The sequence below is a fragment of the Paenibacillus sp. EKM10P genome (assembly GCF_011800655.1).
Classification (GTDB): domain Bacteria; phylum Bacillota; class Bacilli; order Paenibacillales; family Paenibacillaceae; genus Paenibacillus; species Paenibacillus polymyxa.
Map to the genome: position 1 here is coordinate 357,839 of NZ_JAALET010000002.1, position 25,235 is coordinate 383,073.

Below are 25,235 nucleotides of genomic sequence, written 5' to 3' on the forward strand. Positions count from 1 at the left end.
TTGTAAAATACAGGTTTTACTAAATTTCTATTACCAACATCAGGTCAATGTCCACGTCTATCTTTGGGTCATAATTACTCAAAGTATCAAATTCTATACGATTATCTTTTAGATGTTCTAAAGCTTTATCATGTGATGCCCACATATCGTCATTATTTTTGTCGATAAAAAGAATATCCTTAGGCATAGTTAAGCCATATGCTATCCACTTAAACATCGCTCTCTACCTCATCTAGTTGTTCGATAAATTCCTGCACCTTTAACCCATACTGAGTCCTTGACTCCTTGGCTGCTTCAATAACCTGATTAATATTTGATCCTTTAACTTTTACTTGCTTGACCATCTCATCAACGCAATTTTCATTTATGTATTTAATCGTCTTAGTTCTGTTCATCAATATACATCCATTTTATCTTCAACAATTTGTTTTAAGTCGTAAATCTTATCGCGTAACTCCTGAAGCTCTCCATAATCAATATCATCAATTTCTAAGTAATTATATAATTCGAATAATCGTTCAAAGTTAAATGGCAACACTTTATCACTTCCAATCCAACAAAATTTCTCTTACTTCATTCCAGTTGTTTACTCGAAAAAATCGCTTCTCATCAAGATTGTGTGGTGCATTATACAGAATCTTATTCCCTTTGAAATTCTCTAAATTTTTAGGTTTATCGTCAATTAAATAATTGGCTGCTATTATAGATTTGTCCCTTGTAAATACAAATTTATTTTCATCTAAAAAAGGGAAGTGCTTTACCAGCCATTTATATTTAGGCACAACATTGTTCAAGTTGAATGGAGCTGTCACAATGTAGATGTCATAATTGTAGTTCAATTCTTTCAGTACTTCTTGGCATCCCTCCATTACGGGCAGGCTATAAAAGAAGTCAGGTTCATCAAGATACTTATATATTTTATCCCCACATTCTTCTTTGCATAGATGATGCCAATTCCAAGCGTTAATTTGATCTGGGTGTAAATCATCATTGTAATCAAGATTGTAACGCCGTACCCACTCACTGAGCAGGTCGGCAATAACATTGTCCTGATCGACAGCTAATACTTTCTTAGCCATTCAATCCCTCTTTCTGTTTTCTTAATTCAACTAAAGCGAGTATTCCATAACCAATTTGATCAAGTAATGTATCTTCAATTGATTCTTCAACCTTGGCCTTACTTCCTTGAACCAAGTTTTCAAGTCTTCTCATTTTATCGTCCATGCGGATTAGCGCACTTAAAATTCCATATTTCTCAAACTGGATACTAAAAGAATTTCCGTAATCATGATTCTTTCTTTTTAGAAGTGACTCAACCTCACCACAAATTTTCTCAATTCGCTGTTCCTGATTGTTTTCGATCTTTATTCTCTCCCCACTTAATCACTCGTACTTTTACATGTTTCTTTCTACCAAATTGTCTTGCTTCATTTTCTGTTCTGACATACACATCAATTTTGTGACCCTTAATTGCTCCACCTTTATCCTGTACTACTCTTCTACCTACACCATCTATATAAACCACTGTCCCCTTAGGCAGTACCCTCCAGTCAGCAGCTATTGTTTCACCAGCCTTTGTCATTTTACCTGAAGCAGTTCTTCCATAGTCTTTGCTGTGTACACTTCTACCTTGATTATTGGTGTAGGCTGTTAACTCAAAGCGATCCCATTTGTATGTATCTTTCTTATTTTTCACTTGTTCAATCTTACCCAACTTAGCAACCTTTACTTCTTGCTTAATGGTCGTGTTTTTCATTTCTCGTACTTGATTGACACTTTGTGCTTCAGTGTTGTTGCAAACTGATAGCGCCAATAGCAGAGAGAGGATTAGCTCACCCAACGTATCACGCTCCTGTTTTAGTATGAAGCCCCACTTCTATAGTGAGGCTATTTTCTGATAAACTCTGTCTTTTACTGTGTTATTCTATTCCGGCTGTGACTCTTTAAATTCTCGCACAGCGTCATTCAATTCATCCAATACACCAACCATCATCTCAACATGGTTCTTTGTAAAGTCGGTAACCTTTTTACCTTTTCCAAGTCCATTCTCGATGATATCTGTAACTGTATCTCCTTTGCCACATTCATGCAGAAATCTACCCGCAGCAATGATATTTGTCTTCAACTCTTCAAAGTTCAGATCTTGGGATTTAAGCGTCTCTTTTTGCTCCTCATAAGTAACAGCCTTAATTCCTTCTACTTCTTCTTGTTTTTCGATTGCTTTGATAATAGCTTCTTCCAATGCTTCAGCAGTAAATTCTCTTAGCCCAGTTTGGATGTAATCAAAGCGGCTACGAGCAAAGAATTTATCTGTTTCAGCAAGGAAAGCAGAAGATTTAATTACTTGGTTTTTTTCATCAGTCCCATTGGAACGAAGGTAAACCACGATATCACTATTGTCGATAACTGGAGCAAGTGCTCTCTTGTCACCTTTAGGCCAGAACTTTCCTTCTTTATCCTCAGTTTGGTGGGCAATGAAAACAACTGTGAATCCTGCTCCAATCAACTTATCAATCTCTTCCCAGTATGCTGTCTCATACTCTTTCCAAAGACCAAACCCATCTCGTCCAGATGCAATTGTATCTGAATCATATTTATCGCAAATATACTTAGCGCAGTAACGAGCTGATGCTTCAACTTCATCAAAGATAATAGTCTGGTATACTTCTCGCGCTTTACTTACCGTGGATTTGTGAGTTAATTGTTTATTTACCTTTTTAAAGTCGCTCCAGTTGTTGATTGGAGCAAATGGAACACCAGCAATTGCATTGAGTCCTTTTTCAAATCCTAGGTAAAAAGGTTTCTTAAAACGTGTAGCTTGCTTAGTTTTGCCCAAGTTGTTACTACCATAAATTGTGATGATTTTGCCTTCTAGCCCTCTTGCAACTACTGAAACTTGTGGATTAAAAATATCTAATGTTGACATATGTATAAAATCTCTCCCTAATTTAAAATGTAAATTAGGCGACTAGCAGCAAACTAGCCGCCAGCACAATCTAACTATATTTCAATCTATGTAATGCTACTATCCATTAAAACGGCAGATCATCTTCAGAAATATTGATTGGCTTACTATCAGAAAAAGGATCAATTTTTGTTGGCTCATCGAAAGGATTTTTACCAAATCCTCCGTCAGAATTTTTATTTCCTTGACCACTTTTCTTTTTCTCTTTCTTTTCTTCAATCTCTGATTCACGAACTTTAAGGGCTTTAGCGACTAATTTCGGATCAAATGCATTTTTACTGTCTTCATCATATGGAGCCGATCCACCTTTAACCAAATACTCTCTGACTGTTTTACGATCAATCTTTACTTGTGGTTCGCCGAACCCAGTTTCAATTTCTCGACGATTGATAATTTCTTGATTAACAATAACTCCATGCAAGGATACTGTATTTCCTTTTTCATATGTATCTGTCACGTATGCAACTGCTTTTGGATCGGCTGCTACCACTTCAAAAGGAATGACCGCTCCACCATAAATCGGAATCAAACCTTTAATAATTGCTCTTCCTGTACTTTCGTCATTTTTAATTTCTTCTTTTACAGATATAACAAATAATTCAAATGAAAAGTTGGCTTTAGGCTCAAACACATCAGACTCTTTAACGCGATTTACAAAGTTAGTATTGATTTGTGGATATGATTTCCAAAGACCATCGCCACCAACGTATTCATTGAGCCGAACTGAACCTTGTGTGATTCTAACTTTATCCCCTGTTTTATACTCGTCCATCATCGTCTTAATGCCTTTGTAAATACCATTGATGCTTTTGTCTTGTTTATACTTAAATGAGAACAAGTGAACAGTATGAACAGAGTTTTCATCAACCTGAATATCAATCTCACCCGAAATTACTTCTCTCTTATCTGGTAGTGTGCCTTCTTCAATTCGCACTTCTTTAATAGTTCCTTCGATATGTACTGTGTTTTCTGCTTCTTGAAGTGTTTTTTCGTTTGCCATTAATAAATCTCTCCTATTTTATGTATTATTGTGTAATTGATATATCTAGAAATCTACAACAATAATCTAAATAGGTGGACTTCTCATAGACCCAGTATCTATGTGCTCACATCCTTTCAAAATCCCCATTCATTAATATTTGTATCTTCTTCAAATGGCGATCCACTTATATTTACTTTATCTAGTTTATTTACATCGTAATTATTTAAATTTATTGAGGCTACATTTCCACCAGTTACTTCTAAACCTTTAACTACAGAACCGTTTATAACTCTGCGTCCTTCTATAGTTATTAGTGGTACATAATTGAGAATGTTACCGTGAACTCTAAGAGTGGAACCAATTGTAACATTATTCTTAAAATACTCATATACTTCTTTGTTATATATATAAAAGTTGAATGGGATAATATCATAATCATTAGAATTTCTAATTATTATTCTTGTATCAAGTAAATACTCTCCATTTATACTAGATGGATTAGCATCAACATAAACAATTTCTTGACTAAAAAAAGCTTCTGGCTGTTTATTTTCATAAGTAAAACCTTCTAAAGCGTATAACTCTCTAATTACAAATTGTTCTTGGGAATTCCCTTTATATTCATTTATTTGGAGCGATCCTTTTACAAGTACTTCTAATCCATCTTTTAACTGTTCTTCGAAGCTTTCAATTGCGTCCCAAGCAATAACCGATATGTCATCACAAATGCTTCCGTGACTAATGTTAAGTTTTACTTGGTTCGCATAGCGATAATTACTGTATTCGCTGTTATATAAATCATCCCACTCAACTGTCAAAGGTTCACCTGTCCCACTTTTAAACAACTTAACTTTGCTGGTTTTCGATCCAAACAACTCAACATACACAATTGAATTTTCTGACACTTTGATTCCAAACTGTACTCTTTTCCATTTGCCATTCTCTGTTTGACCTTCAGTAAATGCTTTTTTGTCGGCTAACCCGAGGACAGTTCCTCTTAAAACAAAATTTCCGTATGTAGGAGATAAATTCATACTTCGCTTTCACCCTATTTTTTCAAAGATGTAACACCATGAAAACCAATCAATATCAACATCTCCTCTCTCTTTTATATTTTTATTTTTATATATAATCACACATTTTTGTGTGTTATTTTAGTAAGTTTTTATGTATTATAAAATATTGTACTTTTTAGCCCACTTACGAACTGTGTTATCACTAACCTTATATTTTCTACCAATTGCAACCCAACTCATTGTGTTCATCATTTGAGATAACTCTTCTGGATTAGGCCATTCCAACTTACGCTGATTAACTCCTCTTGATATACTGCCGCATTTACTAGAACATGTTTTTTGCTGATGAGATTTAAGTATCTTCCCACAAACCTCGCAATAAGGAGAGCAATAAAGATGTTTAACTGTACTATTGAAATCGATTCTTTTCAGCCAACCATGCAATTTAGCATGTTGAGAACTCTCAAGTACAATTAGATTTTTTGGATGATTGTTTTGCTTGTTAAGGTCAAGATGGTGTACAACTTCTTTAAGTCTCAATTCACGTCCAATCATGTCCTCTGCAATATATATGTGTTCATATACAAATCCTTCATATCCCCTTCCTCTTAGTGTTTTGTGATATTCTGGTATAAAAATAGTTCTGTAATTATTGAGATGTCTTACTTTCTTTCCATTGAATTCATTTTCGTAAATACCATATCTTCTCCCTTATCTTTATTGGAAATATGTATTGTGTATTGCCTTTTGGTAACTGTCTATCTTGATAAAAGTATTCTTTTACTCATATTATCTTTCACTTAATCTTTGGTTCTATTTAAATATATCAGCATTAATGAGTGTAGTCAATAGTTATTTTAATTATTTTTATATTTTAAATTTCCTTATGTAATTTGCCGAATCTATGTCGGCATTATACTTCTAGGCTAAGTACGCTAATCTAATCATTGCTGTATATTTTCCGCTTCTAGTGTAGGCATTATAAATCTTGTCGGGATTATTCGTTTTAAATTTAATCAATATACATTCTTCCGCTTTTTCTTGGCATAATTTCTCTAAAGCTTTAGCTTTGTCTTCTAAGTAATCAGCAACAAAATCTTCTTTATTTTTATATCCATATTGGTCGATTAATGCCCTTCTTTTCTTCCCAAGAAACTCCAACTCTAAGCCTTTTTGTTTACAACAGTAAAAGAACATTTCACTTCTATCGTCATTAGAACGTAAAAGAAAGTTCATCAAATTTATAATTATATCTGCCTTTTCAGGAATCTGTAATGCTTCGACTAGCTCTTCATGCTGCATAACTTTTCTCCTCTGTAATATTTTTTCTATACATTAATTATATGATATTTCCAGAGTTAGGCAACTGAAATTCATATCATACGAATATTTCTTGACAAAACCCTTTATATGGAATGATCTACAATATTTATGTCGCAAAATGTCGAATAACCAATAAACAAGAACACTTGTTCTGATTTACTTCATTATACCAATACCAAAAGGTAAAATGCAAGAAGTTACCGTTATTTATATGTATTATTGATAATTATATTTTACCTTTTGAAATAACTCAGTATTTTTTTCAAGTGTATAGCTGTTACATCTACGAAATGAGTTTTAAGCTTATTGACATAAATCTTATAACTCTTTTCATCTATATGTTCAATTTTTCCGATCTGAACCATACTTCCTCTACTTGCTTTTTCAAACTCAGGTAGTTCTTGAAATAATTTCATCGTTTGATCCACTCTGGTCTCGTCTATGTATTCACCGTCATCTGTCAAATATACAAGCGTAGTTCGTCCATTTTTTGTTTCAGGTTTAAAAGCTCGGATTTCCCCAACTTGAAGCATTATCGCTTGGTCATGTGTTTTTTTACCTTCTCTTTTTACTACCTTGATTGTATCTGTCAACTTCATTGGAATTCACCTCGATTCGTTTACTCGCCTTGCAAGTTTTATTCAGTACAAGGCGGTAAACATTTGTTTCACTTAATTACTTCAATTCATCAGGCACTGGCTCACTGCATACCAGCGTCCAACTAGCGAGATTTACTTCTGCTACAGTCAGAATCGTAAAAACGAAGCCAACTAACATAATCAATTTGCTTTTCATTCTTCCTTTCCACCTCCCTTCAGGCGAATAAGAAGAATACTTTGAACTAATATAGCTAGATTAGATATTGGGTTGTCTATTAAATAAAATATTGAAACTAGCAACAATGAAATAATTTTAAACCATTTATAATTTTCTTTTTTTACTTTTGTTTGATTTTGTATATCGCTTGGTGCGTAAATTAGAACTATAAGCAAACTAACTATAAACATTATAAAAGTATGTGTAGTAAAATAGTAGCCAAGTTCAGAAATAAGAATAATCATTACTGTCGAAAAAATTATGCACTTTTCGGGAGTTTGAAAATGAAACCCTCCCGAAAATATTCTTAGTAGTGAGAAACCAAGTATCGCTATCAAACTTTCTTTTAAATTACCAAAAATCAGAGAAAACATTATTATCAAAAAAATAGGTATAGTATTTGTAATTATGAACTTTAAAGCATATCGGATGATTCCATATGAAGGCAACTCGTCTGGATATTTATTTTTTAATTGGTGACTCACTTTGTCAACAAAATGATCAATTATTCTCATCTTTTAATTCCTTTCTAAATTCAATCATTATCATAATCACGAATATTGCCAACCAAAAAAGACCATTTATATATATATTGTTAAAAATAGATTTACTCATAAATGTTACGCCTAAAAGTGACGCAATAAACAAAGTGATATTCGAGAAATTTAATTTGAATTTTAAGGAGTATTGATAGGGTAATGTAGTAAACCAGATAGATTTTTTTCTTAAATATAGACTTGTAAAGATTACTATACTGTCCCCTGCTATTTGTACTATATATCCATATGTAAAAAGTGTTGAATCTAATGACTTCGATGTTGATACCATAAAAAGGACTGCAATTATTGTTTGAGCAATAAATGAAAACAAAAAACTAATTCCAGAAATTCTAAGTGATGAAAGTAGCGATATCTTAAACAAAGAAATGAGAAAAACGATCATCAAACCTATGTTTACAATGGGAGCAAAGTTCTCTGGTAGCCCATAATCTCTGTATAGATAAGTAGCAACAGATATACATAAACTCGCCACCACAAACTGTATCCAATACTCACGAAGCTTAACTTGGTACATCCCAAAACCAAATGTAAAAATTGCTACTCCATCAAACATAGACAATAATATGTATTTGATTGTTTCCATTCTGCTGTTTCTCTCCCTAAATACAAATATAATTAATTTATATAGTGAATATATCATGAGTAATCAGATCTGTCAACATCTACACATAAAAAAAAGTAGAATAAGAAAAAACTTATTCTACTTCAAGTACTTCTGGATATATTCTTATTATTGTTTCTATATTTAAAAAGTCTTTTGTGTACATTGTTGTATAGAAAATCTCTCCATCTTTACTGCCCACATTAAACTTTTTGCTTATTTCATGTATATCGCTTCTCTCCAGTTTACCCTTATTATCAACATAAAAATCTTTCGCCATTTTTAGCATTCCTGAATTCCTTATGTCTACTGGAGACAATCTATCCATATTTAGCTTTGTAGCAAACTTTGTGATAGTTTGAGATATAAGGGTCTGTTTAACTTTTTCGTCTTTAGTGCTTTTTATAATATAAGAACTGTCTTTAAGGCTACTGATTTTTTTATTACTGAGACTCCCTTCACCGAAATTTGAGCTATAAGCTGTCTCCTCATCGGCTCTAAACATTGCTTCCAATAAAAATTCGCTTATCTCTATTTCTCGTTCTTCCACTTCACCATATCGTCCAACGTTTGTAAGTTTTACTGTCCCATTGGCTTGATTTATATCCTGCTTTTTCAAGTTCCTGATTTCGGAGCATTCACGTCCTAGAATGCCTTCAAATATACTTTGAATTATAACAATATCTCTATTGCTATCAATTTTACCAAGCGCTAACTCAAGATCGTCATCTCTTATAAGAATTTGTTTTGGAATAAACTTTTCATAAAATTCCTTACCATTAACAACATCAAGTGGATTCAGATTATCAGCTCTAAGATCTTGAGAAATAGCCCACTCGATGTATTTTTTAATTACCGATCCATATATAGTTGCCGAACTCAATTTATTGGGAGCCAACAAATACATAACCTCTTCGATTTCGGACAAACTAAAATTATACAAATCTTTGTTGTATTTCATTTCAACCTTGCTTGCACGTTTTAATTTACTTTCATAATTACCTCTTGTTGCTTTTCTATATCCCTCTAAAAACCTTTGTTTTATATCTGGATTATATAGATTGTCTCCATATATACGGTTCATTAATAAGACACCTCTTGTTATTTTATAGTGCGCTCAAAATATTTTATAAGTTCTCCCTGTAATTTCTTATTGTCGTAAATTCTCTTCGATTCAAGGATTTCAATCAAATCATTATCTTCAAAATTGATCTCATCTACAACACTCTTCAAACTTTTCAATTCTCTATTCTCATCGTAAAAACGTTTAGCGATAACCGTATACCCAAGGAACATAAAAGGATTGTTGATATAAGTGTGTTTATTGGGATTTTCAATAAATTCGTCGTAATAAAAGCCAATAAGATACCCAAAAAATTTAATTAAATATTCTGAGACTTCTCTGTACTCAACATAATTAGTTGGGTTAAATGTTTTTTCAATTCCGAATGACAAAATACTGAAAGTTGTAAGTTGACCAACTTCTTTATTTGCCTTTCTGCTAGAAGCAATTCTAATCCCTCTTAGTTCACTATTTGGATTATTTTGTAATTCTTTTACCACGTTGTCTGACTTCTTTTCCGCTTGTAGTTCTTTTCTTCTTTCCTTGGACAAAGGGTTTATGGTATTTATTTGACCAAAATATTGTTCTGCGGTGGTGTTGTCATATACTCTTATTGAAAGAGGAGATACAAAATCAATGTCTTCTTTTGTGTTCAAAGCTTTAATTTGACCTTGAAAACGATGATATCCATCGAGTATGGAAATTATACTTTTTTCGTTTATTGTGAGAGTATAATTTTCTTTATCATATGTCACAGGTTGGTGCTCGTATGCGAATACATTAAAAGTAATTGTATCTGCAAGATAGCTTTGATTTAGAATTTTTTGAGCAATTTTTTTTACACTCGTTTGGTTAACAATGGGTGACTCCACTACACCATCGCGAGTATTACCTTTGTATCTCATACCACGTTGGGAACGAGGGTCATAATTAATTAATTGAGAATTGAACATTTGTACCAACATCTGTATAGTAATCTTTGTAGAATACGATCTTTCATCTATTTGTATTACGTCTTCAAAAGTAATAGGCAGTTTTAAATAATCTTTTTGATAGATCAATTTAATGTTTTCTTTTGCTTCGTTTATTTCATTATGGCTAAAATAGTCCATTACATCAATTATTGTATTACCAAGTACACTTTGCAATACTTCTGTAATCACACATATAAGTGAAATATCAGTATCTTGTAACAGTTTTGTGTTGATTATTATTTTATTATATTCTCCGTATGGAACTCCCAATGCACTCAAACGATCATTAATTTTTAAAATGCTTTTCTTATCATTTTTATTTGATTCAACAATTTCAGTTAGACGTTGTTCTAATTCGCTTCTCTCTTTTTTCAATATCGTCACCCTTTGTATTGATTATATTTTCATTATAACATAAAAAAATAATAAATATACATGACTATAGTCGCCGATATTCGTCCAACTTTTGATGGCTATTACCAAATAAAACTAGATCGATAGCCATTTTTCTTACATCACTTAAAGAATAGTTTTGTATCTTTTTTATAATTTCTTCCCTGATTTGTTTGTAGCAGCTATCACAAAATAGCTCATTATTAACTGGTGTGAATTGCGTATAGCACCTTTCGTTGTTACAAACTTTGTCGTGTGTTTTAGCTCCTTTAGCATTAAACTCGGCCTTTGCCATAGCCACTTCCCATGTCATATTGTTATTTGCAATCGTAGACAATGAAGGTTTAAGTTTTAGATCCCCATACTGTTTTCTAGTTGGGATATAGCCTAGCCTTTTTATTGCCTGTTTCAAATCGCTTATCATTGTATCGATGTTTAAATATCTATTCTTTAAGTTGACCTTTGCTACTTCTGCGAGATTTTCTATTCCAAAATGCTCAGATATATAATCCCAGCTAGGACTAAAGCCCTCTTTCTCATATCCTTGCTTATCAATATAGCCTTGTGTTACATTTAATAACTTCAAATTACTTATGGCTTTTGTTCTATTTTCTTTTAGTTGAAACTCATCTTTACTTGGTATGTTTGCAATTTTTAAAAATTCCTTGAATCCAATTTTGTGTTTTCTGTTATAAGTATCCCACGTTACAGTTTTATCCTTATCTCTGTATTTATCAAAAAGCTCAGTTGTCAAATATCCACCTGCTTTTTCTGCCGCAAGCCTTGCCTGAGCAACGATCTCATTATCCATATGAATCACCTCTCAACAAAATACCTGTTGGTCATATACCAAGCCTTGCCCTTCTCTGTTTCCACCATACCCTTCTTGTTATCCAAAAATACAATATCACCACATTCTTTACAACCCCATTTACTTCTCTTATACACCGAATCTTTGATATAGGAAGCCCCACATTTACATTCTACTTGTATCCATACTTTATGCTGGCTGTATGCATCTGTTAGAAGTTGATTGACCTTACTTGCTACTGTTGGTTGCTGTATTGCTGCTACATATTCCCTCTGCTCACTAAATTCATTATGTACTTTAAAGTCTGCCACAAGCTCAGGATTCAATCCAAAGTACTCTTTACCTACTGTTGTTACATATTTACTGCCTACACGATAAGATTCTATCCAGTCCTGTATTTGTTTGGTGGACAGATTTAAACTTCCTTTAATACCGCTATTTAGCGTGTAGGTCATTGTGTAATATTGAGAATTAATCGCAAACACCTCCTATGATTAATATACTATAAGCGATAGTTATTATCAAAACAATAAATTTTAAAAAACACAAAAAAGCGAACTCTTTTCATGTTCGCCCACGTTCGTGTTCATATACTTCTAAATAGTTGTTACAAGACTCTCTAAATAAATCTCTATTTTATCCAGCAGTGTTTTTAATACATACTCATGAATAAGACATTAACAATAGTTTTTAGACTCATCGTCCTCTTTGTGCCACAATAAATTTCCAAAATCTAATTTTGTGTATTTATGTGGATTTGCTATTAATTCTTTCCTCACAATGGGGAGACAGATATCACACAATTTTCGATCCTCAACGGTTGTAAAAAATTCCTTTCTACAATACATACACTTCATGCAAGAACCTCCTTATCTTTTAAATCTTCAACAATTTCCTTTATTTTATTTAATTTTATACCTTTAATATTTTTGTAATAATCTATATGTAGATCTACAGACTCTAGAGCTTTGCTAAAACATAAAGCGCCGTAATCTTTGTGAATATGGACAAGAAAATACATTGTCGCTTCTGTCTTTATTGCAATCTTATAAACTTTTCCTTCTATCATTGATCTGAAGGCTGAAATGTAAGCTAAAGCTAACCCTCTATACATACCGGATAGAGATACAATGTCGTTAAGTGCATGATTTAATTCAATCTGATTATGAAATACTCTTTTTGCGTAATCATATGATGTTTTTATCATTAAATCTGTTATGACTTGACCCATCATTTCACTCCTTTTGGTGAACATGTAACCATTTGTCAATATCAAGGTTCGTTCTCACTACCCGGTTTTTCTTAGAATCCCATATACGGAACCCATTTGCCATAAAATTGCTTAGTGTGTGCTCGCTATCGGCATTTGTGTTCGTAAATACCCAAGTTTCGAGTTTATGTTCTCTGTCATACTCGGTTAGCTTCATTAAACAAAATCTTTTATTTTTCATAGCTGCTCTCCATGATGTTGTCTATTATGCCGTTAATCTGATAGAATAAAATGACAAATTACTCCCTCTACAAAAGTAGGGAGATTTTGTTATGTCTTCTTTATGGAACGAAATTCGTTCCACTTGCTCTTAATTTATTATAAAAGGGGTTATTTTACATGTCAACTGCTTTTTTGGTGAAATATGTGGTGGTTTGAAATTACACTCTCTCATATATTAGATAGAAAGGGTATTAGTAATAGGGAGTTGGCGCGCAGAACTGGCATTAGACCTGCAACAATAAATAGCCTATGCAATAACACTGCAAAACAACTATCTTTCGACAACTTGGCTACTATTTGCGAAGTCTTGGATATAGATCTTGATGAGATAATCCTTTTACATAAAGAAGAGAAACGGGATTAGTTTCCCGTTTCTTTATCTCATTGCCAATGAAACTGATAATGCATCCACAATTTCATGACTATACTTATCTGGAAGTTCGGTAATTTTAAAATCTAATTGATCTTTGGATATAGTCATAATTTGTTCCAGCAAAATGATGCTATCGCTATATAGTCCTGTGTCTGTTCCACTTACTTTTACATGAGTAGGCATTTCTTTTTTTACACGTGATGTTACAGGAGCCACTATAACTACTGGAGAATACTTGTTTCCCATATTGTTACCAATCACCACACAAGGTCTTTCACCACTTTGTACGCTCCCTTTATTGCTCCCTAAATGTACATTCCACATATCCAAGCGTTTAATTTCTTTTGTCATTCGATCCATTGCTACCGCCACTATGTAATCACTCCTCATTAACTATTGTTTACTTCTCATCTTATTTTTATTTTTGCTACTAGTTTTAAATTCTATTATGTACTTTTCTAAACTTATCTTGCTCTTTCTATATGTAATTATACTAACAAAAATAATTAAATACAAGATGGAACGTTTGTTCTGTCAAGTTTTTTTCGTATCATACGAATATTTCCGTGCCTAAGTGCATAATACTATTGACAACTGGATATACATAGCATTAAGGATATCTTCAGGGAGGAATATAGATGCGACAAGACGCTTGGTCTCGATCCGATGACGATCTGCTAGCTAAAACAGTGATTAACTATATAAGCAGTAACAAAACTCAATTAACTGCATTTCAGGAGGTTGGGAGAGAACTAAATCGTACAGCGGCAGCATGTGGTTTTCGCTGGAACAGTGCTTTGAGACATAACTATAGGAATGAAATAAAAGCAGCTAAAGAAGAAAGAATGAATAATAAGACAAATACAAAAATAAGAAATACAAATACCAACACAGCTATGAAAGAAGACATAAATTATATGACAGAAATAGATAAAGCAATCGACGCACTAAATAACTTGCGATTGGAATTTCTGAATATGCAGGAAACAATTCGAATGCAAACAAATAAAATAAATGAGTTGAAAATCGAAATTAGTGATGGCAGGAAAGAAAGACCTATCGCTAGCGAGGATTTAGACACATTAATTAAAATTATACACAGAGCCGAACAATTAGGGTTTCCAAAAAACATTGCACACAAAGAAGAACCTGCCATTTAATTGGCAGGCTTTTTAATAAAAATTATATTTTACTCACTATAAAACAAACTTTGTGGTGCGGTTATTTAGCTGCATCGTTCAGAGGTTGATTCAGCAGAGATCAATCAGCAATTCGCTTGCCTTCAACCCTTCCCCAATACCAATTAGATATACAGCCTTCCTAAGTGCTTCTCTTGCCTTCTCGTCCACTATTGCTGCTTCCCCTTACTTGTATGTATTTTATCCATTGCACTCATGGAGGATGTGCTTAACGTGTTCCAACACATCCTCTAGTTTCTTACCACACTTCTCACAATACATTCTGCATTTCACCTATCTTTTTAATTAAAACTACATTTCAACTGCCATCCATAAATATCTAAATTAATCTTCTATAAACTTTTGTCTTTTTATACATTCTACATGCTTCTTATGTTGCTTCTTTTTCTCTTCGTCCCAAGGCTCATACTCTAAAATATTTTCAGACATATACAATCTTACTACTAATTTTCCATTTACCATTCTTTCTACTACATATTTGTCCTTAACATCACAATAACCTTTTATCCATCCAATACTCGCACCTCTTACCCATATGCGTTGGTTATAGCTCCATTTATTTTGTTTAGATTTTAAGTTATCTATTAGTCTATTTGATACCAACCCATTTTTCTCCCTTCCGCTTAAGATATAAAGATCAAGAGAGTATCACCAATTGCGTATCATTATGTCTAAGTTGTTCTTTGAACATGTCTAAGGTTTCTTTGTTTCTACTAATTCGGGTTACGTCGGTCACAATAACAGCGTCAACTTCTGATAGATTATTGGTAGCTAATTCTAAATCTACATCACTCGCTACTACAACAATGTGAACAAGATTGATACCTTCTGATATTGCATACTGATTTATTTTATTTTGCTGTTCGTCTATGCTCCATTCGATAGACGATCTTACGATTGCCATAGCCTTCATGAATTAATACTCCTTTACTATTCGCATTAATATTGGACTAATCAAACTTGCATTTTATAAAGCTTCTACCCAGTTTACGGCTATCTCAAAATCGTTAATTACTTTCTCGGTATCCCTCGCATTGGGCATGAGCGAAGAATGAGCAATCTTATGACGGTATCTATTCCTGTGGGAATTAATGTTTGTCCAAAGAGTAGGATTGTTTCGTACCAGTGATTGCCCTGCCTTCTCATTCAATTGTCTGTCGCATCTCCTATAAAAATTAGTCTTTGTGCTGTCTAAGAAAGTATCAATTTCCGCTTGCGTGTTTCCATTCAAATACATTTTCTCAATGATTTTTTGTTCTACAGCAACCTCAAGAGCTGCGGAACTATTAATGATTGCTGAACGGTACTCTCCTCTTTCAGCAAGATTGCGAGCCATTATAATCAAATCTTTAGTAGGTGGAATATCGAAACCATTTATAAGTCTTTCTTTTAATGTTTCAACATGATTACTATCGATCTCTGGTAACCATTTTTGATATGGCATCATGCTAGGTGCTTTTCCAGCATGCTTAATAGAATCATAATAATAACCATCGACAAACTGTCTCGATGTCGTCCCCTTAAGAGTATGCATAGTTGTAGTTTCGACAAAAAAATCATTTCGCAGATAAGAATATTGTTTTATGAATTGATTTAAAGCATTATGATAGGGATAAACTAATCTGCTAAGTTCATTCAATCTCCTATTAACAACGTAATCTATTTTTTCTTCTAAAACCTGATCTGTATTGTAGGTGCCAAATTCTGTTGTCGCCATTCTAGTTAAATCAATGGTATCAGTATATTTAATTCCTTCTCTTATCATTTTTGATTTAATTTTATCAATCAAGTCGTCGTTCGTGACATTTAAATACAGTTCATCTTTTAATTCTAGTTCCTCCTCAATTGTACAACTAATATAACTTTTACAAGGTTCGAAAGCATAATTTGGAATACGATTATTGATTATGTAACTTTCCAATTCCGCTCTCTCACCTTCGATACACATGGCAGACTTTTTGCTACCAAAAGGATTAATATGTACTCTGAAAACATCATCACTTAATTTTAGGATAAAATCTTTCTCTTCTGTTGGGTTTAGTCTCGTTCTTACTGAATAATCTCCATTTGGAAGTTGAATCATAAATGGTAGCTCGTTTGTGAACTGAACCTTTAATTTCATTTTATTCTGGGTCTCCTCTCCATTATGAAACATGCCTTTTACCAGCTACCAGAATACTTGTTCACCGTTATAGGATAATGATATATCTCAATATCCTCATCGATAAAACCTCTCCGCTGAGCAGCTAACAACGTTTCATGCATGTTCTTGCGTCCCACAGGGTTGTCTGTATGTAAATATATCTTATCAGCCCTCAATCCATGTTCACAGAAGTACTTCACCAAGTCATATCCGTTAGGCAGTTCTTTACCATCTACGTCCTCTCCCAAATCATGGTCTAACGTAAGAATGCCGACACTTTTGGTTTCAAGGATATGTATTGCTTCATAGTATGTACGAGCCACCACAAAGCCATCTGGACAGTCTCTAAGATCGTCAACATACAGGTCAATCTTATCAGTCACAGCTATGCTCCTTCCCTGTGAAACACATCTTTTACCGAACATGTGTTGGGATGACGACTATAACTTAGTTAATTCATTTTCACAACGCAAGAGTTCGATTCTATATTCCTCGATTCGTTTTTCAATTAGTTTGATTTTTTCATACTCTTCTGCAATTAGCATATTTATTTCGAGTTTCTTGTGCTGCATTTGAGTAACTTTTTCTTCTCTTGTCATTACTTTAGGTACTTCTTCCAGATTATATAATGACACTTTTCCGATTCTTCTATTGTCCACAAATTTAATTTTTGCTTTGTTGTTATCTACAGTCTCAAGAACAATGCATTTTCTTCCGTTGTTCTTGCTAACATTATTAATTTGGTAGGTGTGCCCTAGTTGTATTTTATTTATATCCACAGAGTTACTCGTCTCCTTTAAAACAGCCAGTTCACAGAGTTTCATCCGAATCTCTAAATCTATTAAAAATATGTGCTAAACTAGTAACTAATACGATTGGATGTGTCTTTTCTTTATCAACGGGCAAATAAACTATTTCATTATCGATTTTTTCTTGAATTAAATCAATAAGAAGCTTGGCTCCAGCAACGTATATTTCATGTAAATTCCCGTCGATATCGTAGTTATAATCTTCACCACGTTTTGGAACTTTAAACTCTTCCAACAGATACTGAATATCACTAGATTCGAGTCCAATCTGTGACAGTCCATAGGTTAATCTAACAACTTTCGATTCAAATGGATGTGCAACCATTTCTCCATTTAAAATATGATATCCGTAAGGTGCTTCAGACATATGAGTACCTCTTTCCTTAAAATATTTTCAAGGTAAAACAGTCATTTTACATGAGCCTGTGTTTGCATTAATTTGCGATAAACAAAAGAACCTTGTTTAACCTTCCATTTTGCTATAATTTTATCTGGCATCGAAAAAATTTTATAATTATATTCAATTGCCCATAAATCATCGCCCTCTTTTACAAATTCAATGTTAATTAACTTGTGAAAAACGATAATGATAGAACATAATACTGATTTTTTCATGGTTCACACTTCCTATCAAATAGTTATTTCACGTAAATCTCTTTAATGTCAGTTGCTAAAGTTCCAATTAATAGTATCATATCTCTTTCTGTTAGTTTTTTATTTTCTTTTAGTAAGCTTAATATATTTTGAACGCATTCTTCAACCTTCATATCCTTGTAGTGATCTTGAGCCTTTTCGAGTTTTTCAATGGCTTCTTTTGCGTCATAAGATGCCATTGACATTCTAGCAAACCCCTCCAGAACCTTATCCTGTGCATTCATATTGTTACTCCCTTCATTTTATGAATAAAATAAACCTTTTAATTAAAAATTTAATGCTTGTTTTATAAAGTTGATCTTTAACAGATCATCTTCAAGTGAAGCTGAAAAATATCCTTCATTTTCTTTAGAATGTTGATATTCAATAATTTCTTTTGCAATTTCCTTAGTTAAAACTCCATTAAAATGGGGGATACTAATCGTATGTCCAATTGGCACTTCCGCGCTCTTACGATTTATATCAATTCGTTCCAGAATCGTTTTAGTAGGTTCGCTTAAGTATTTCCATTCATTTTCCACATTTCACACTTCCCTTTTCTTTTGAATTCTCTTATTCTACAATACTATTTTACTAGTTTCTTTACAATGTTTGCCTATCGATAAATAAATCATAACATATTACGACGCTATACTCAATATATTAATTATTTTTGTTTATTAAAAAGACCACATTACCGTTATCTTTATTATGTATGTTTCAATATTCTATGTTGTTCATATTGTTTCGCTGCTTCATGTAATTCAATCCACTTGCCCTGATTATTTCTAACACACAGCTTATTGTTTTTTAATGCCCCAGCTTTAAACATAATGATACTCACTCCCCGTTAAAGAACTATAGATGTTCACATTAGCAGAAAAACCACTCCAGTGATAGAAACGATCAATCAACACAAAACTCATTGCTTCCTTGGAACGTCCAGCGGTTTCGATTTCTTCTTTTACTTTTCCATCTACAACTATCATGTATGTATCCATCTCAAATTCTCCTTTTATTATATTTTTAATCATTAGACAGAGGTACTACTTGTTCTGTTGCTTCAGTAATATCTTCAGCATCATGCCAACTTTCAAACTTGACAGCTAGATCAACGTCATGCGTATATAGTTGACCGCGCTCAGCTTCCCAATCTGCTCTAAGGTATTTCTTCGTTTCTGTATTGGTTACTGTAAACATATTTATTCCTCCGTTGTTATGTGCATTATTGTTATTAAAAGACTTATTTTATCTGTAACATTTCCCTATTGCTGATGACACTAACTCTTAACAAGCTTTTCAAAGTCATAAATAAATGACTCCATTTTTTTCTTATTGAATTGATAAAGTTTCTGCCCATTTAATGCTGGTCTATCTATACTAATTGTGTTTTTTCGAATACGAAGATAGCCATTAGTGTCAAGTTCTTTGTCATAATATTCGTAATAGTCTGATCCTAAACTGTCAGCTCCCTTGGGAGATAGATTACTCCAAGCTTCATTCGCAATCATATTAATGTAGTTATACAACTCTACGAAATCCTTAAGTTCAAACTTATATGTAACATTATATTTATTATTTATTTGGTTTTGATTCATTTCAAAAATCACTGCTGATTTTCGATGTTTAACAATTAACTCTGTCCCGTTAGAACATGTAAAAACCCTAGTCTTCATAATCTTCGCTCCTTCTTACTTGATTACATTCCAGTATTTGCATATCATACAAATAGATTAGTATAATTAAATTAATCTTAAATTGAGAAAGGAAAATAAGAATGGTAGTAAAAATCAAAAATTTGGGTTATGGATTAAGCGCACTATCCTTCGTTTATGCTATTTATGCATACTTCATCAAACATCTGCTAAGGGTTACTCCAGATACACGAGAATTTATGGGTTCTCAGATTAGCAATTCGCTTAATAAAGATTTAGTTCAAGCATTAAATGACTACACTGTGTCTATTCCATTTGCTTTTATTTTCTTAGCGATTGGTATAGCAATTATTTTTGCTAATAAATACTTTGATTAAGTTGCGACTTTTGGTCGCTTCTTTTTTTGTTATCAAATACTTCTTTTATTCCAATCAGCCGAATTCCATCGAATTAATAGTCGGCTTTTCTATCTCTTATCAAAACAAAGATAAAGTCTCTTACTTCAGTATCATTCCAGCCCCATTCTTCAGCCAGTAACTTGATTCTCTGAGGAATCAAGCTTATTATATTTTCAATCTGTTCTTCAGTTGGTTCAGAACAATGTATATCAGAAAAACTACTCTCAATTTGATCAACTAAATCTTGATTCACAGTCATTAAAAACTCCAACTCCCTTATAAAAGAATCCTTTCATAAGCTTACTCACTTTTTGTTTCTGAATCGTTGTATCTCTTCCATCTCTTTACGTGTTAATTCTTGTGAAACTTTATTTAATTCTTGATCTGATATATTATTTTCATCAAGGAATGCATCACGCTGTAATCGCCAGTACTTCATTCTAATTTCTCTAAGTTCCCTATTTTCAATACGATCTATTTCTTCAATATTTAGAACCTCTTTGAATTGTTCCTCGTAACTCAAAAAATCCTTTCCCATAAAGCACATCTCCTCATGAAATTTTTTTTATCTTATACCATGTTTTTTTAATCAATCTCTGGTTTGATACCATTCGCTTTACAAAATTCACCGTATGTTCCCTCAAGCTCTCTTACATATTTGTTTCCATACAGGTACACCAATTGTGTATGAGAACAACTATAATTTTTTTCAATCCACTTGGAGAAACTCATTGTAATTTCCACTCCTTTTAATCAATGTTTATTCTATGCTAATTCACTAATTTCCATTGATTATTTAGTTCATCATGCGCAAAAGCAAAAACGCCTATCGTAGACTTCATATTAACAAATCGACTATTAGCAATCTGTCTTCCCGCTTCTTTTGCTAACCTAAGCATAGTGAAATTCAAAAACTTCACATTGGAACAGGCAAAGACATAATCTAGCGTTTCAGTAGGGTCAAAATTGTGATCTAGTTCAACTAGATCTTCAAAATTAACTAACAAGGGGACAGCAAATGTTAAATAGGATTCGTACTTACTATCGAGAATCATCTTTTGTTCTGGACTCAATTCCATACCTTCGTCTACAAACACTTTTGCTTTCAATGAATTCACCTCCAGCACAATGAAAATAAAATAATCTTTTTATCTACTTCCACCAATCTTTTCCGTACTCTTTTTCTAAGTGAGCACCAAACTTAATGTACATGTCCTCTAATTCTTGAAATGTATTCTCATCTCTTGATTCTGGTTTGTTTTTTAATTCGTGATATCTTTCGCTCAACAGATTGTAGATCATTACTTTTTCTCTGAAAATTAGTTCCATGTTTCGATCTCTCCTTATAAAATATTCATTTTAACTGATTTAAGTAGCCACGTATCTCAGAATGCAATAGCACATTTTTAACTCTGGAAGATAATTCTTCCCATCTTAACACAGAATATTTTTTTGCTGTCTGATTTGAAAATAATTCTTTCACAAATATTTCTATCCTTTCACCTTCGTTAAAAGCGTTCCACTTAACAGATAACTCTTCTAAAAGCTCGTCTTCATTCTTTTTAATTTCTTTATTTACCTTCCTTAACTGATAAGCTAACCCTTCACCGTCATACACCTGTTTTAGTTCATATAGACCTTCGAGAGTATTTTTTAATTCAATCATTTTCTCCGTATTGTGCATTTCATTCTCACTCCTTTACTTGCTGTACTTATCAATCATAGCTCCCATAGTTGTACGAGCTTCTTTATATGTCATGATGACTTGAGGTTTGCCCTCTGCTTCAAAGACATACTGATATGGCTTCCCGTTGCTTGTTTCGGTATTTTCAAAAGTTCCTTGAAATATGTATTCCTCACCATCAATACCAAAACAGCAGCCAATGAACTTTTCAAACCATTGTTTCCTTTGAGACATTCTTATCCCCCTCCTTATCCAGAAGACAACTTCACCGGATTAACCCCTCGCTATCTCCTCCTGTTTATCTAACCATTTATCGTGAGCAGCCCATCCCTTACGCCAAACATCATTAAATAACACTTGTAAAGCATCAAGCTCTTGTCTATTCAACTTCTTGGCTATTTCGTCTAAAACCAGTGCTGACTTCCACTCATAGACCTGTCGCAAATTATCAACTATCTCTTTTTTATTCTTCGACTGGATTATTCTTCTCATTCTTTATTTCCCCTCCAGTTGTAAAAGGATTATTTAATTAAATAATCTATAATCTCAATAAATCAATTAAAGTTGGGTATACAGTTCATTTTGCACTTACTCAATTACTTTAAGTCAATTGAACCTTCAATTAATTCCCCAACTTCTGACACTTTTATAATCTTAGAAGAGTCCACTTTCCATGAATGTTTATATTGATAAAACAAACCGTCTTTATGATGGTTAATATACGAATAATTTTTCAAACAATTTTTAATTTCTTCTTCAGATGCCTTAATTTTTTTAAGATGTTTTTTTAAAGGTTTGAACATCTTAACTTTACTTTCATGTCGTTTAAAATCTCCGAAAGGTAAATTCATAGCCCTATTCTCCTACTCTATTTTTTTAATAAAAGGATCATTTTATTCTAAAACCCATAATTTGCATTACTTCTTTTGCAGTATAATCTGTACCTGCAACATAATTAGATATAACACTTTCAAGTATTTCCTTTGGATTGATAACGTGACTGTTTTCCCTCAAGCACATTAAGTAATATTCGTTCAGATTCTTGAGCGATCTTTTGATTGAGTTCACTAACGAATCGAGTGTTAGTAGGATAGTTAGGAACACCCTTATAAAATCCATTATCTAAATCATGTTTTTTCCACACTTCTAACAATTGAGCTGCCTTGTTATATTCGAACATCTTTTTTTGCCCCTGTCTTTATAAAAATATAGTTTTATCTACTCACTGATAATTTCATTGATTCGTCTAAGTTGATCAAGCGTAAGATCTAACTTGCCGAAAGTATCAAATTTGGATTTGATGCCCTTTTCTAACTTTTCAAATTCTTGTTCATCTAAGATTTCCTGTATGGAAAAATATAGTTTCCAATCAGCACTATAGCCACCATTTTCCTGTCTATAACTTTCGATATTAAACTTGATTGGCTTGGTACCGAGTTGGACTTCAAAATACTTACGTCCAATCCTCGTAATTTCGCTCTCCTTAATCAGTGGCTCCTTTCTTCCTCTTGCCATATTTCCAACAGCTTTTAAATATACTTTATCTCCTATGTTCACTCTTTCATCCTCTTTCTTCTATGTTTTGTTACACGGTTAGTTTTAAACTAATGTTCATAACAACCATTGCACCTTCGTTTTCGCGCAATGCAGTAAATTTAATCATTTCTATTTTATCATCGAACGAATACATATTCGCCTCTAATTTACCCAGCACCTTCTCAAACAAGGTCACCTTGTAAATGCTTATCACCTCATGTCTCTCTATGTCTTCATTATATATTATTTAATTATTTTTGTATATAGATTTTGTGTATTTCATTATATTTAATTGTTTAACAAAAAAAGACCGCCTCAGCGATCTTGTCAAATTAATCTTTTATTGGCTTTTCATTTCAGATTCTTGCTTTTTCATAAACTCGATATAACACTTAAAACATCTACCTCTTAGCCTCGCTTTATTCTTACAAAATTTCATCTTACATGCATTTGGATTGTATCTCATCTGTCTCGTTGATTTATATGGCATAATTCCAACTGGTATGTGAAACAAGGGAAGAAATTTCAACATATCCATATAGCATTTAAGACAATATTCAGCTTCTATATAATCAGATACAATGTTTCCCGAACAAAATTCATTCTTACACTTACGTAAAGTCATGCTGTTCACCTCTAAGCTGTTTATCCGTGTAGTGTATACCGAATCTTGTGACGAATCAACTTCTCTTATTAGTTTATAAGTTTTGCAACTGTGAAAAGTAAATATTTAATCGACTTATAATTTATGTGCTATTACTAAATGTTCTATGTATTTTGAATTACTTCGGCAACACTCTTACTATATTCTTTTTTAATCTTCTCTACTATGCGGATTTGTCCTTTTGGAGTAATTTTCATTGTTTTAACCAGTTTGACCCCATATGCTGTATCTATGCTCTTTTCTTCAACAACAAACAATTGCTGATTCATTGCGTACTGAGTTGGCTCGTTCTTATAAGTTAATACAAGATTCCAATCACGCAATTTCTGATATAATTTCTTTTCGCCAATATTTATTCCTTCATCCTGTATGAGTTTGCTCATTTCACGCACCAGAATATTATCCTTTGATTTAAGAACGGTTTCGGCAAATGTAACCAGCGGTTTATTCTCTTCAATCTGCAACTGCAATTGTTTCTGTTCTTTCTTAGCTGTAAAATAAGCAATTGCACGGTCTTCTTCAGACAAGGACAAATATTGCCGCGCCGAATTATGTACAAATGCTTCAGCTAAAACATCTTTTGCTTTCAATTGATACTGAATTAACTTACTTGCTACTTCTGGTTGCTTCATTTGCATATTTGGGGTAATGGTGATTTTAGCAAGCCACAACGGTAGAAAATCAATATCTAGTGCCAGCACGTCCTGTTTACCGCCATTTGTAGGGAGGACGAAATTTCGTCCCCCTTGATTCAACACTAAATCATCTTTAATTTTCTTACGTTCTGCCTTCACTTGACCGTCTGATAACCCAATCCCATCGCAAACCCAACGAACACCTACATAAATCTTGCCGTCATTCGCCTTAATTCCCAACAATTCAGTTCCATTAAACTCAACCAATTTCTGTTCTACTGCTTGAATATTATTCTCCAATTATGTATATCCCCTTTTATGATTATGTCAGGCAATCTCACCCTGCTTACTCCCTCCCTGTCATAGCAGCTTATTTAATAAACTTTTCACTCTTAGTTGTTCTGATGCTAAAATACAAATTCAATACAAGTACACTATGTACTGCTGCTAGTCCAAGTAAAATAGTCAGCATCTAACAGCTGCACTCAGACCTGTACACGCTATTCCTAT

Annotated in this window: 46 protein-coding genes; 3 read left to right on the plus strand and 43 right to left on the minus strand. The window is 33.1% G+C overall.

Annotated elements, in window-relative coordinates; all coding sequences use genetic code 11:
• Window positions 1–19 precede the first annotated feature (19 nt).
• From HFE01_RS06890 to HFE01_RS06975, 18 genes are all read right to left on the minus strand, one after another.
• Window positions 20–217, minus strand: coding sequence for a hypothetical protein (locus HFE01_RS06890; RefSeq protein ID WP_167438063.1), 198 nt, complete (start codon window positions 215–217; stop codon window positions 20–22).
• A complete protein-coding gene (locus HFE01_RS06895; protein ID WP_167438062.1) occupies window positions 210–395 on the minus strand; it encodes a hypothetical protein in 186 nt (61 codons plus the stop codon). The genes HFE01_RS06890 and HFE01_RS06895 overlap by 8 nt, the downstream gene beginning before the upstream one ends.
• A 147-nt stretch (window positions 396–542) precedes the next feature.
• Entirely contained in the window at window positions 543–1,079 is a 537-nt protein-coding gene (locus tag HFE01_RS06900; protein ID WP_167438061.1) for a 5' nucleotidase, NT5C type, read from the minus strand.
• Entirely contained in the window at window positions 1,072–1,368 is a 297-nt protein-coding gene (locus tag HFE01_RS27255) for a nucleotide modification associated domain-containing protein (protein WP_308736888.1), read from the minus strand. The genes HFE01_RS06900 and HFE01_RS27255 overlap by 8 nt, the downstream gene beginning before the upstream one ends.
• Window positions 1,334–1,840: a 3D domain-containing protein gene (locus HFE01_RS06910; RefSeq protein ID WP_207714766.1), complete on the minus strand. Its 507-nt coding sequence runs from the start codon at window positions 1,838–1,840 to the stop codon at window positions 1,334–1,336. The genes HFE01_RS27255 and HFE01_RS06910 overlap by 35 nt, the downstream gene beginning before the upstream one ends.
• Before the next feature lie 84 nt (window positions 1,841–1,924).
• Window positions 1,925–2,926 (minus strand): ATP-binding protein, encoded by a 1,002-nt coding sequence (locus tag HFE01_RS06915; protein WP_167438060.1) that lies wholly within the window; start codon window positions 2,924–2,926, stop codon window positions 1,925–1,927.
• A gap of 106 nt (window positions 2,927–3,032) precedes the next feature.
• Complete coding sequence (locus tag HFE01_RS06920) at window positions 3,033–3,965, minus strand: hypothetical protein (protein WP_167438059.1); 933 nt, start codon at window positions 3,963–3,965, stop codon at window positions 3,033–3,035.
• 116 nt (window positions 3,966–4,081) lie between these two features.
• A complete protein-coding gene (locus HFE01_RS06925) occupies window positions 4,082–4,981 on the minus strand; it encodes a hypothetical protein (protein ID WP_167438058.1) in 900 nt (299 codons plus the stop codon).
• 138 nt (window positions 4,982–5,119) lie between these two features.
• Window positions 5,120–5,659: a helix-turn-helix domain-containing protein gene (locus tag HFE01_RS06930; RefSeq protein WP_347566578.1), complete on the minus strand. Its 540-nt coding sequence runs from the start codon at window positions 5,657–5,659 to the stop codon at window positions 5,120–5,122.
• Between the two features lie 225 nt (window positions 5,660–5,884).
• The gene (locus HFE01_RS06935) at window positions 5,885–6,265 is read right to left on the minus strand and encodes a hypothetical protein (protein ID WP_167438056.1); all 381 of its coding nucleotides are present in this window, start codon (window positions 6,263–6,265) and stop codon (window positions 5,885–5,887) included.
• A 254-nt stretch (window positions 6,266–6,519) separates the two neighbouring features.
• Entirely contained in the window at window positions 6,520–6,885 is a 366-nt protein-coding gene (locus HFE01_RS06940; protein WP_167438055.1) for a hypothetical protein, read from the minus strand.
• Window positions 6,886–7,077: 192 nt separating this feature from the next.
• Window positions 7,078–7,617 (minus strand): accessory gene regulator ArgB-like protein, encoded by a 540-nt coding sequence (locus HFE01_RS06945; RefSeq protein WP_167438054.1) that lies wholly within the window; start codon window positions 7,615–7,617, stop codon window positions 7,078–7,080.
• Window positions 7,604–8,245 carry a hypothetical protein gene (locus tag HFE01_RS06950; RefSeq protein WP_167438053.1) on the minus strand — a complete coding sequence of 214 codons (642 nt, stop codon included), beginning with the start codon at window positions 8,243–8,245 and terminating at the stop codon, window positions 7,604–7,606. Before HFE01_RS06950 ends, HFE01_RS06945 begins: the two co-directional genes overlap by 14 nt.
• Before the next feature lie 112 nt (window positions 8,246–8,357).
• On the minus strand, window positions 8,358–9,347 hold the full coding sequence (locus tag HFE01_RS06955; RefSeq protein WP_167438052.1) for a phage lytic cycle repressor MrpR family protein: 990 nt from the start codon (window positions 9,345–9,347) through the stop codon (window positions 8,358–8,360).
• A 17-nt stretch (window positions 9,348–9,364) separates the two neighbouring features.
• Window positions 9,365–10,675, minus strand: a complete 1,311-nt coding sequence (locus tag HFE01_RS06960) for a DNA sulfur modification protein DndB (protein ID WP_167438051.1) — start codon at window positions 10,673–10,675, stop codon at window positions 9,365–9,367.
• 64 nt (window positions 10,676–10,739) lie between these two features.
• Entirely contained in the window at window positions 10,740–11,504 is a 765-nt protein-coding gene (locus tag HFE01_RS06965) for a hypothetical protein (protein WP_167438050.1), read from the minus strand.
• A 5-nt stretch (window positions 11,505–11,509) separates the two neighbouring features.
• A complete protein-coding gene (locus tag HFE01_RS06970) occupies window positions 11,510–11,959 on the minus strand; it encodes an SUI1 family translation initiation factor (RefSeq protein WP_167438160.1) in 450 nt (149 codons plus the stop codon).
• Between the two features lie 398 nt (window positions 11,960–12,357).
• Window positions 12,358–12,735: a hypothetical protein gene (locus tag HFE01_RS06975; RefSeq protein WP_167438049.1), complete on the minus strand. Its 378-nt coding sequence runs from the start codon at window positions 12,733–12,735 to the stop codon at window positions 12,358–12,360.
• 403 nt (window positions 12,736–13,138) lie between these two features.
• On the opposite strand from HFE01_RS06975, the gene HFE01_RS06980 reads away from it, so the two are divergent.
• Window positions 13,139–13,360 carry a helix-turn-helix domain-containing protein gene (locus HFE01_RS06980; RefSeq protein ID WP_063213276.1) on the plus strand — a complete coding sequence of 74 codons (222 nt, stop codon included), beginning with the start codon at window positions 13,139–13,141 and terminating at the stop codon, window positions 13,358–13,360.
• A gap of 12 nt (window positions 13,361–13,372) precedes the next feature.
• Here HFE01_RS06980 and HFE01_RS06985 read toward each other — a convergent pair whose 3' ends face one another.
• Window positions 13,373–13,741 carry a type II toxin-antitoxin system PemK/MazF family toxin gene (locus tag HFE01_RS06985; RefSeq protein ID WP_197492112.1) on the minus strand — a complete coding sequence of 123 codons (369 nt, stop codon included), beginning with the start codon at window positions 13,739–13,741 and terminating at the stop codon, window positions 13,373–13,375.
• Window positions 13,742–14,007: 266 nt separating this feature from the next.
• On the opposite strand from HFE01_RS06985, the gene HFE01_RS06990 reads away from it, so the two are divergent.
• Entirely contained in the window at window positions 14,008–14,529 is a 522-nt protein-coding gene (locus HFE01_RS06990) for an RsfA family transcriptional regulator (protein WP_167438048.1), read from the plus strand.
• A gap of 363 nt (window positions 14,530–14,892) precedes the next feature.
• Here HFE01_RS06990 and HFE01_RS06995 read toward each other — a convergent pair whose 3' ends face one another.
• The 12 genes from HFE01_RS06995 to HFE01_RS07050 form a co-directional block, all read right to left on the minus strand.
• Window positions 14,893–15,171, minus strand: a complete 279-nt coding sequence (locus tag HFE01_RS06995; protein WP_019687673.1) for a hypothetical protein — start codon at window positions 15,169–15,171, stop codon at window positions 14,893–14,895.
• A gap of 34 nt (window positions 15,172–15,205) precedes the next feature.
• Window positions 15,206–15,481, minus strand: coding sequence for a recombinase family protein (locus HFE01_RS07000; RefSeq protein WP_019687674.1), 276 nt, complete (start codon window positions 15,479–15,481; stop codon window positions 15,206–15,208).
• A gap of 54 nt (window positions 15,482–15,535) precedes the next feature.
• Window positions 15,536–16,690: a hypothetical protein gene (locus HFE01_RS07005; RefSeq protein ID WP_019687675.1), complete on the minus strand. Its 1,155-nt coding sequence runs from the start codon at window positions 16,688–16,690 to the stop codon at window positions 15,536–15,538.
• A 38-nt stretch (window positions 16,691–16,728) separates the two neighbouring features.
• Complete coding sequence (locus tag HFE01_RS07010; RefSeq protein WP_019687676.1) at window positions 16,729–17,094, minus strand: cyclic-phosphate processing receiver domain-containing protein; 366 nt, start codon at window positions 17,092–17,094, stop codon at window positions 16,729–16,731.
• 57 nt (window positions 17,095–17,151) lie between these two features.
• Window positions 17,152–17,490 carry a hypothetical protein gene (locus HFE01_RS07015; RefSeq protein WP_167438047.1) on the minus strand — a complete coding sequence of 113 codons (339 nt, stop codon included), beginning with the start codon at window positions 17,488–17,490 and terminating at the stop codon, window positions 17,152–17,154.
• Window positions 17,491–17,521: 31 nt separating this feature from the next.
• Complete coding sequence (locus HFE01_RS07020) at window positions 17,522–17,887, minus strand: hypothetical protein (RefSeq protein WP_167438046.1); 366 nt, start codon at window positions 17,885–17,887, stop codon at window positions 17,522–17,524.
• A gap of 41 nt (window positions 17,888–17,928) precedes the next feature.
• Complete coding sequence (locus HFE01_RS07025) at window positions 17,929–18,135, minus strand: hypothetical protein (protein WP_167438045.1); 207 nt, start codon at window positions 18,133–18,135, stop codon at window positions 17,929–17,931.
• Window positions 18,136–18,158: 23 nt separating this feature from the next.
• Entirely contained in the window at window positions 18,159–18,398 is a 240-nt protein-coding gene (locus HFE01_RS07030; protein WP_019687680.1) for a hypothetical protein, read from the minus strand.
• A gap of 42 nt (window positions 18,399–18,440) precedes the next feature.
• The gene (locus HFE01_RS07035; protein WP_167438044.1) at window positions 18,441–18,695 is read right to left on the minus strand and encodes a hypothetical protein; all 255 of its coding nucleotides are present in this window, start codon (window positions 18,693–18,695) and stop codon (window positions 18,441–18,443) included.
• Window positions 18,696–18,977: 282 nt separating this feature from the next.
• Window positions 18,978–19,187, minus strand: a complete 210-nt coding sequence (locus HFE01_RS07040; protein WP_207714828.1) for a hypothetical protein — start codon at window positions 19,185–19,187, stop codon at window positions 18,978–18,980.
• A complete protein-coding gene (locus tag HFE01_RS07045) occupies window positions 19,180–19,353 on the minus strand; it encodes a hypothetical protein (RefSeq protein ID WP_167438043.1) in 174 nt (57 codons plus the stop codon). The genes HFE01_RS07040 and HFE01_RS07045 overlap by 8 nt, the downstream gene beginning before the upstream one ends.
• An 80-nt stretch (window positions 19,354–19,433) precedes the next feature.
• Window positions 19,434–19,829: a hypothetical protein gene (locus tag HFE01_RS07050; protein WP_167438042.1), complete on the minus strand. Its 396-nt coding sequence runs from the start codon at window positions 19,827–19,829 to the stop codon at window positions 19,434–19,436.
• 101 nt (window positions 19,830–19,930) lie between these two features.
• Between HFE01_RS07050 and HFE01_RS07055 the strand changes: the two genes are divergently transcribed.
• The gene (locus tag HFE01_RS07055) at window positions 19,931–20,185 is read left to right on the plus strand and encodes a hypothetical protein (protein WP_019687686.1); all 255 of its coding nucleotides are present in this window, start codon (window positions 19,931–19,933) and stop codon (window positions 20,183–20,185) included.
• A gap of 73 nt (window positions 20,186–20,258) precedes the next feature.
• On the opposite strand, the gene HFE01_RS07060 is transcribed toward HFE01_RS07055, so the two are convergent.
• From HFE01_RS07060 to HFE01_RS07115, 12 genes are all read right to left on the minus strand, one after another.
• Window positions 20,259–20,465 (minus strand): hypothetical protein, encoded by a 207-nt coding sequence (locus HFE01_RS07060; RefSeq protein ID WP_167438041.1) that lies wholly within the window; start codon window positions 20,463–20,465, stop codon window positions 20,259–20,261.
• Between the two features lie 45 nt (window positions 20,466–20,510).
• Window positions 20,511–20,744, minus strand: coding sequence for a hypothetical protein (locus HFE01_RS07065; RefSeq protein ID WP_167438040.1), 234 nt, complete (start codon window positions 20,742–20,744; stop codon window positions 20,511–20,513).
• A 232-nt stretch (window positions 20,745–20,976) separates the two neighbouring features.
• On the minus strand, window positions 20,977–21,315 hold the full coding sequence (locus tag HFE01_RS07070) for a hypothetical protein (protein ID WP_167438039.1): 339 nt from the start codon (window positions 21,313–21,315) through the stop codon (window positions 20,977–20,979).
• A gap of 43 nt (window positions 21,316–21,358) precedes the next feature.
• Entirely contained in the window at window positions 21,359–21,535 is a 177-nt protein-coding gene (locus tag HFE01_RS07075) for a hypothetical protein (protein WP_167438038.1), read from the minus strand.
• A 25-nt stretch (window positions 21,536–21,560) separates the two neighbouring features.
• A complete protein-coding gene (locus HFE01_RS07080) occupies window positions 21,561–21,890 on the minus strand; it encodes a hypothetical protein (RefSeq protein WP_167438037.1) in 330 nt (109 codons plus the stop codon).
• 15 nt (window positions 21,891–21,905) lie between these two features.
• Window positions 21,906–22,124 carry a hypothetical protein gene (locus HFE01_RS07085; protein ID WP_167438036.1) on the minus strand — a complete coding sequence of 73 codons (219 nt, stop codon included), beginning with the start codon at window positions 22,122–22,124 and terminating at the stop codon, window positions 21,906–21,908.
• 39 nt (window positions 22,125–22,163) lie between these two features.
• Window positions 22,164–22,382, minus strand: a complete 219-nt coding sequence (locus tag HFE01_RS07090) for a hypothetical protein (protein ID WP_167438035.1) — start codon at window positions 22,380–22,382, stop codon at window positions 22,164–22,166.
• 104 nt (window positions 22,383–22,486) lie between these two features.
• Window positions 22,487–22,741: a hypothetical protein gene (locus tag HFE01_RS07095; protein WP_167438034.1), complete on the minus strand. Its 255-nt coding sequence runs from the start codon at window positions 22,739–22,741 to the stop codon at window positions 22,487–22,489.
• A 119-nt stretch (window positions 22,742–22,860) separates the two neighbouring features.
• The gene (locus HFE01_RS07100; protein WP_167438033.1) at window positions 22,861–23,070 is read right to left on the minus strand and encodes a hypothetical protein; all 210 of its coding nucleotides are present in this window, start codon (window positions 23,068–23,070) and stop codon (window positions 22,861–22,863) included.
• Between the two features lie 38 nt (window positions 23,071–23,108).
• A complete protein-coding gene (locus HFE01_RS07105) occupies window positions 23,109–23,447 on the minus strand; it encodes a beta barrel domain-containing protein (RefSeq protein WP_243208153.1) in 339 nt (112 codons plus the stop codon).
• A gap of 28 nt (window positions 23,448–23,475) precedes the next feature.
• Complete coding sequence (locus HFE01_RS07110) at window positions 23,476–23,622, minus strand: hypothetical protein (protein ID WP_167442854.1); 147 nt, start codon at window positions 23,620–23,622, stop codon at window positions 23,476–23,478.
• Between the two features lie 572 nt (window positions 23,623–24,194).
• Window positions 24,195–25,025, minus strand: coding sequence for a phage antirepressor N-terminal domain-containing protein (locus HFE01_RS07115; protein WP_167438031.1), 831 nt, complete (start codon window positions 25,023–25,025; stop codon window positions 24,195–24,197).
• Window positions 25,026–25,235 lie beyond the last annotated feature (210 nt).

What these genes read in the sequence shown, in the direction of transcription:
- HFE01_RS06950 (WP_167438053.1), bottom strand. Translation starts at nt 8,245, where the DNA reads ATGGAAACAATCAAATACATATTATTGTCTATGTTTGATGGAGTAGCA.
- HFE01_RS06925 (WP_167438058.1), bottom strand. Translation starts at nt 4,981, where the DNA reads ATGAATTTATCTCCTACATACGGAAATTTTGTTTTAAGAGGAACTGTC.
- HFE01_RS06970 (WP_167438160.1), bottom strand. Translation starts at nt 11,959, where the DNA reads ATGACCTACACGCTAAATAGCGGTATTAAAGGAAGTTTAAATCTGTCC.
- HFE01_RS07025 (WP_167438045.1), bottom strand. Translation starts at nt 18,135, where the DNA reads ATGAAAAAATCAGTATTATGTTCTATCATTATCGTTTTTCACAAGTTA.
- HFE01_RS07005 (WP_019687675.1), bottom strand. Translation starts at nt 16,690, where the DNA reads ATGAAATTAAAGGTTCAGTTCACAAACGAGCTACCATTTATGATTCAA.
- HFE01_RS06975 (WP_167438049.1), bottom strand. Translation starts at nt 12,735, where the DNA reads ATGGGTCAAGTCATAACAGATTTAATGATAAAAACATCATATGATTAC.
- HFE01_RS07085 (WP_167438036.1), bottom strand. Translation starts at nt 22,124, where the DNA reads ATGTCTCAAAGGAAACAATGGTTTGAAAAGTTCATTGGCTGCTGTTTT.
- HFE01_RS07095 (WP_167438034.1), bottom strand. Translation starts at nt 22,741, where the DNA reads ATGAATTTACCTTTCGGAGATTTTAAACGACATGAAAGTAAAGTTAAG.
- HFE01_RS07045 (WP_167438043.1), bottom strand. Translation starts at nt 19,353, where the DNA reads ATGTTTACAGTAACCAATACAGAAACGAAGAAATACCTTAGAGCAGAT.
- HFE01_RS06915 (WP_167438060.1), bottom strand. Translation starts at nt 2,926, where the DNA reads ATGTCAACATTAGATATTTTTAATCCACAAGTTTCAGTAGTTGCAAGA.
- HFE01_RS06935 (WP_167438056.1), bottom strand. Translation starts at nt 6,265, where the DNA reads ATGCAGCATGAAGAGCTAGTCGAAGCATTACAGATTCCTGAAAAGGCA.
- HFE01_RS06920 (WP_167438059.1), bottom strand. Translation starts at nt 3,965, where the DNA reads ATGGCAAACGAAAAAACACTTCAAGAAGCAGAAAACACAGTACATATC.
- HFE01_RS06965 (WP_167438050.1), bottom strand. Translation starts at nt 11,504, where the DNA reads ATGGATAATGAGATCGTTGCTCAGGCAAGGCTTGCGGCAGAAAAAGCA.
- HFE01_RS06980 (WP_063213276.1), top strand. Translation starts at nt 13,139, where the DNA reads ATGTGGTGGTTTGAAATTACACTCTCTCATATATTAGATAGAAAGGGT.
- HFE01_RS07000 (WP_019687674.1), bottom strand. Translation starts at nt 15,481, where the DNA reads ATGAAGGCTATGGCAATCGTAAGATCGTCTATCGAATGGAGCATAGAC.
- HFE01_RS06895 (WP_167438062.1), bottom strand. Translation starts at nt 395, where the DNA reads ATGAACAGAACTAAGACGATTAAATACATAAATGAAAATTGCGTTGAT.
- HFE01_RS07060 (WP_167438041.1), bottom strand. Translation starts at nt 20,465, where the DNA reads ATGACTGTGAATCAAGATTTAGTTGATCAAATTGAGAGTAGTTTTTCT.
- HFE01_RS07040 (WP_207714828.1), bottom strand. Translation starts at nt 19,187, where the DNA reads ATGATTAAAAATATAATAAAAGGAGAATTTGAGATGGATACATACATG.
- HFE01_RS07030 (WP_019687680.1), bottom strand. Translation starts at nt 18,398, where the DNA reads ATGAATGCACAGGATAAGGTTCTGGAGGGGTTTGCTAGAATGTCAATG.
- HFE01_RS07090 (WP_167438035.1), bottom strand. Translation starts at nt 22,382, where the DNA reads ATGAGAAGAATAATCCAGTCGAAGAATAAAAAAGAGATAGTTGATAAT.
- HFE01_RS06900 (WP_167438061.1), bottom strand. Translation starts at nt 1,079, where the DNA reads ATGGCTAAGAAAGTATTAGCTGTCGATCAGGACAATGTTATTGCCGAC.
- HFE01_RS07075 (WP_167438038.1), bottom strand. Translation starts at nt 21,535, where the DNA reads ATGGAACTAATTTTCAGAGAAAAAGTAATGATCTACAATCTGTTGAGC.
- HFE01_RS06940 (WP_167438055.1), bottom strand. Translation starts at nt 6,885, where the DNA reads ATGAAGTTGACAGATACAATCAAGGTAGTAAAAAGAGAAGGTAAAAAA.
- HFE01_RS07020 (WP_167438046.1), bottom strand. Translation starts at nt 17,887, where the DNA reads ATGTCTGAAGCACCTTACGGATATCATATTTTAAATGGAGAAATGGTT.
- HFE01_RS07080 (WP_167438037.1), bottom strand. Translation starts at nt 21,890, where the DNA reads ATGCACAATACGGAGAAAATGATTGAATTAAAAAATACTCTCGAAGGT.
- HFE01_RS07050 (WP_167438042.1), bottom strand. Translation starts at nt 19,829, where the DNA reads ATGAAGACTAGGGTTTTTACATGTTCTAACGGGACAGAGTTAATTGTT.
- HFE01_RS07065 (WP_167438040.1), bottom strand. Translation starts at nt 20,744, where the DNA reads ATGGGAAAGGATTTTTTGAGTTACGAGGAACAATTCAAAGAGGTTCTA.
- HFE01_RS06890 (WP_167438063.1), bottom strand. Translation starts at nt 217, where the DNA reads ATGTTTAAGTGGATAGCATATGGCTTAACTATGCCTAAGGATATTCTT.
- HFE01_RS06955 (WP_167438052.1), bottom strand. Translation starts at nt 9,347, where the DNA reads ATGAACCGTATATATGGAGACAATCTATATAATCCAGATATAAAACAA.
- HFE01_RS06945 (WP_167438054.1), bottom strand. Translation starts at nt 7,617, where the DNA reads ATGAGAATAATTGATCATTTTGTTGACAAAGTGAGTCACCAATTAAAA.
- HFE01_RS07100 (WP_167438033.1), bottom strand. Translation starts at nt 23,070, where the DNA reads ATGTTCGAATATAACAAGGCAGCTCAATTGTTAGAAGTGTGGAAAAAA.
- HFE01_RS07055 (WP_019687686.1), top strand. Translation starts at nt 19,931, where the DNA reads ATGGTAGTAAAAATCAAAAATTTGGGTTATGGATTAAGCGCACTATCC.
- HFE01_RS06990 (WP_167438048.1), top strand. Translation starts at nt 14,008, where the DNA reads ATGCGACAAGACGCTTGGTCTCGATCCGATGACGATCTGCTAGCTAAA.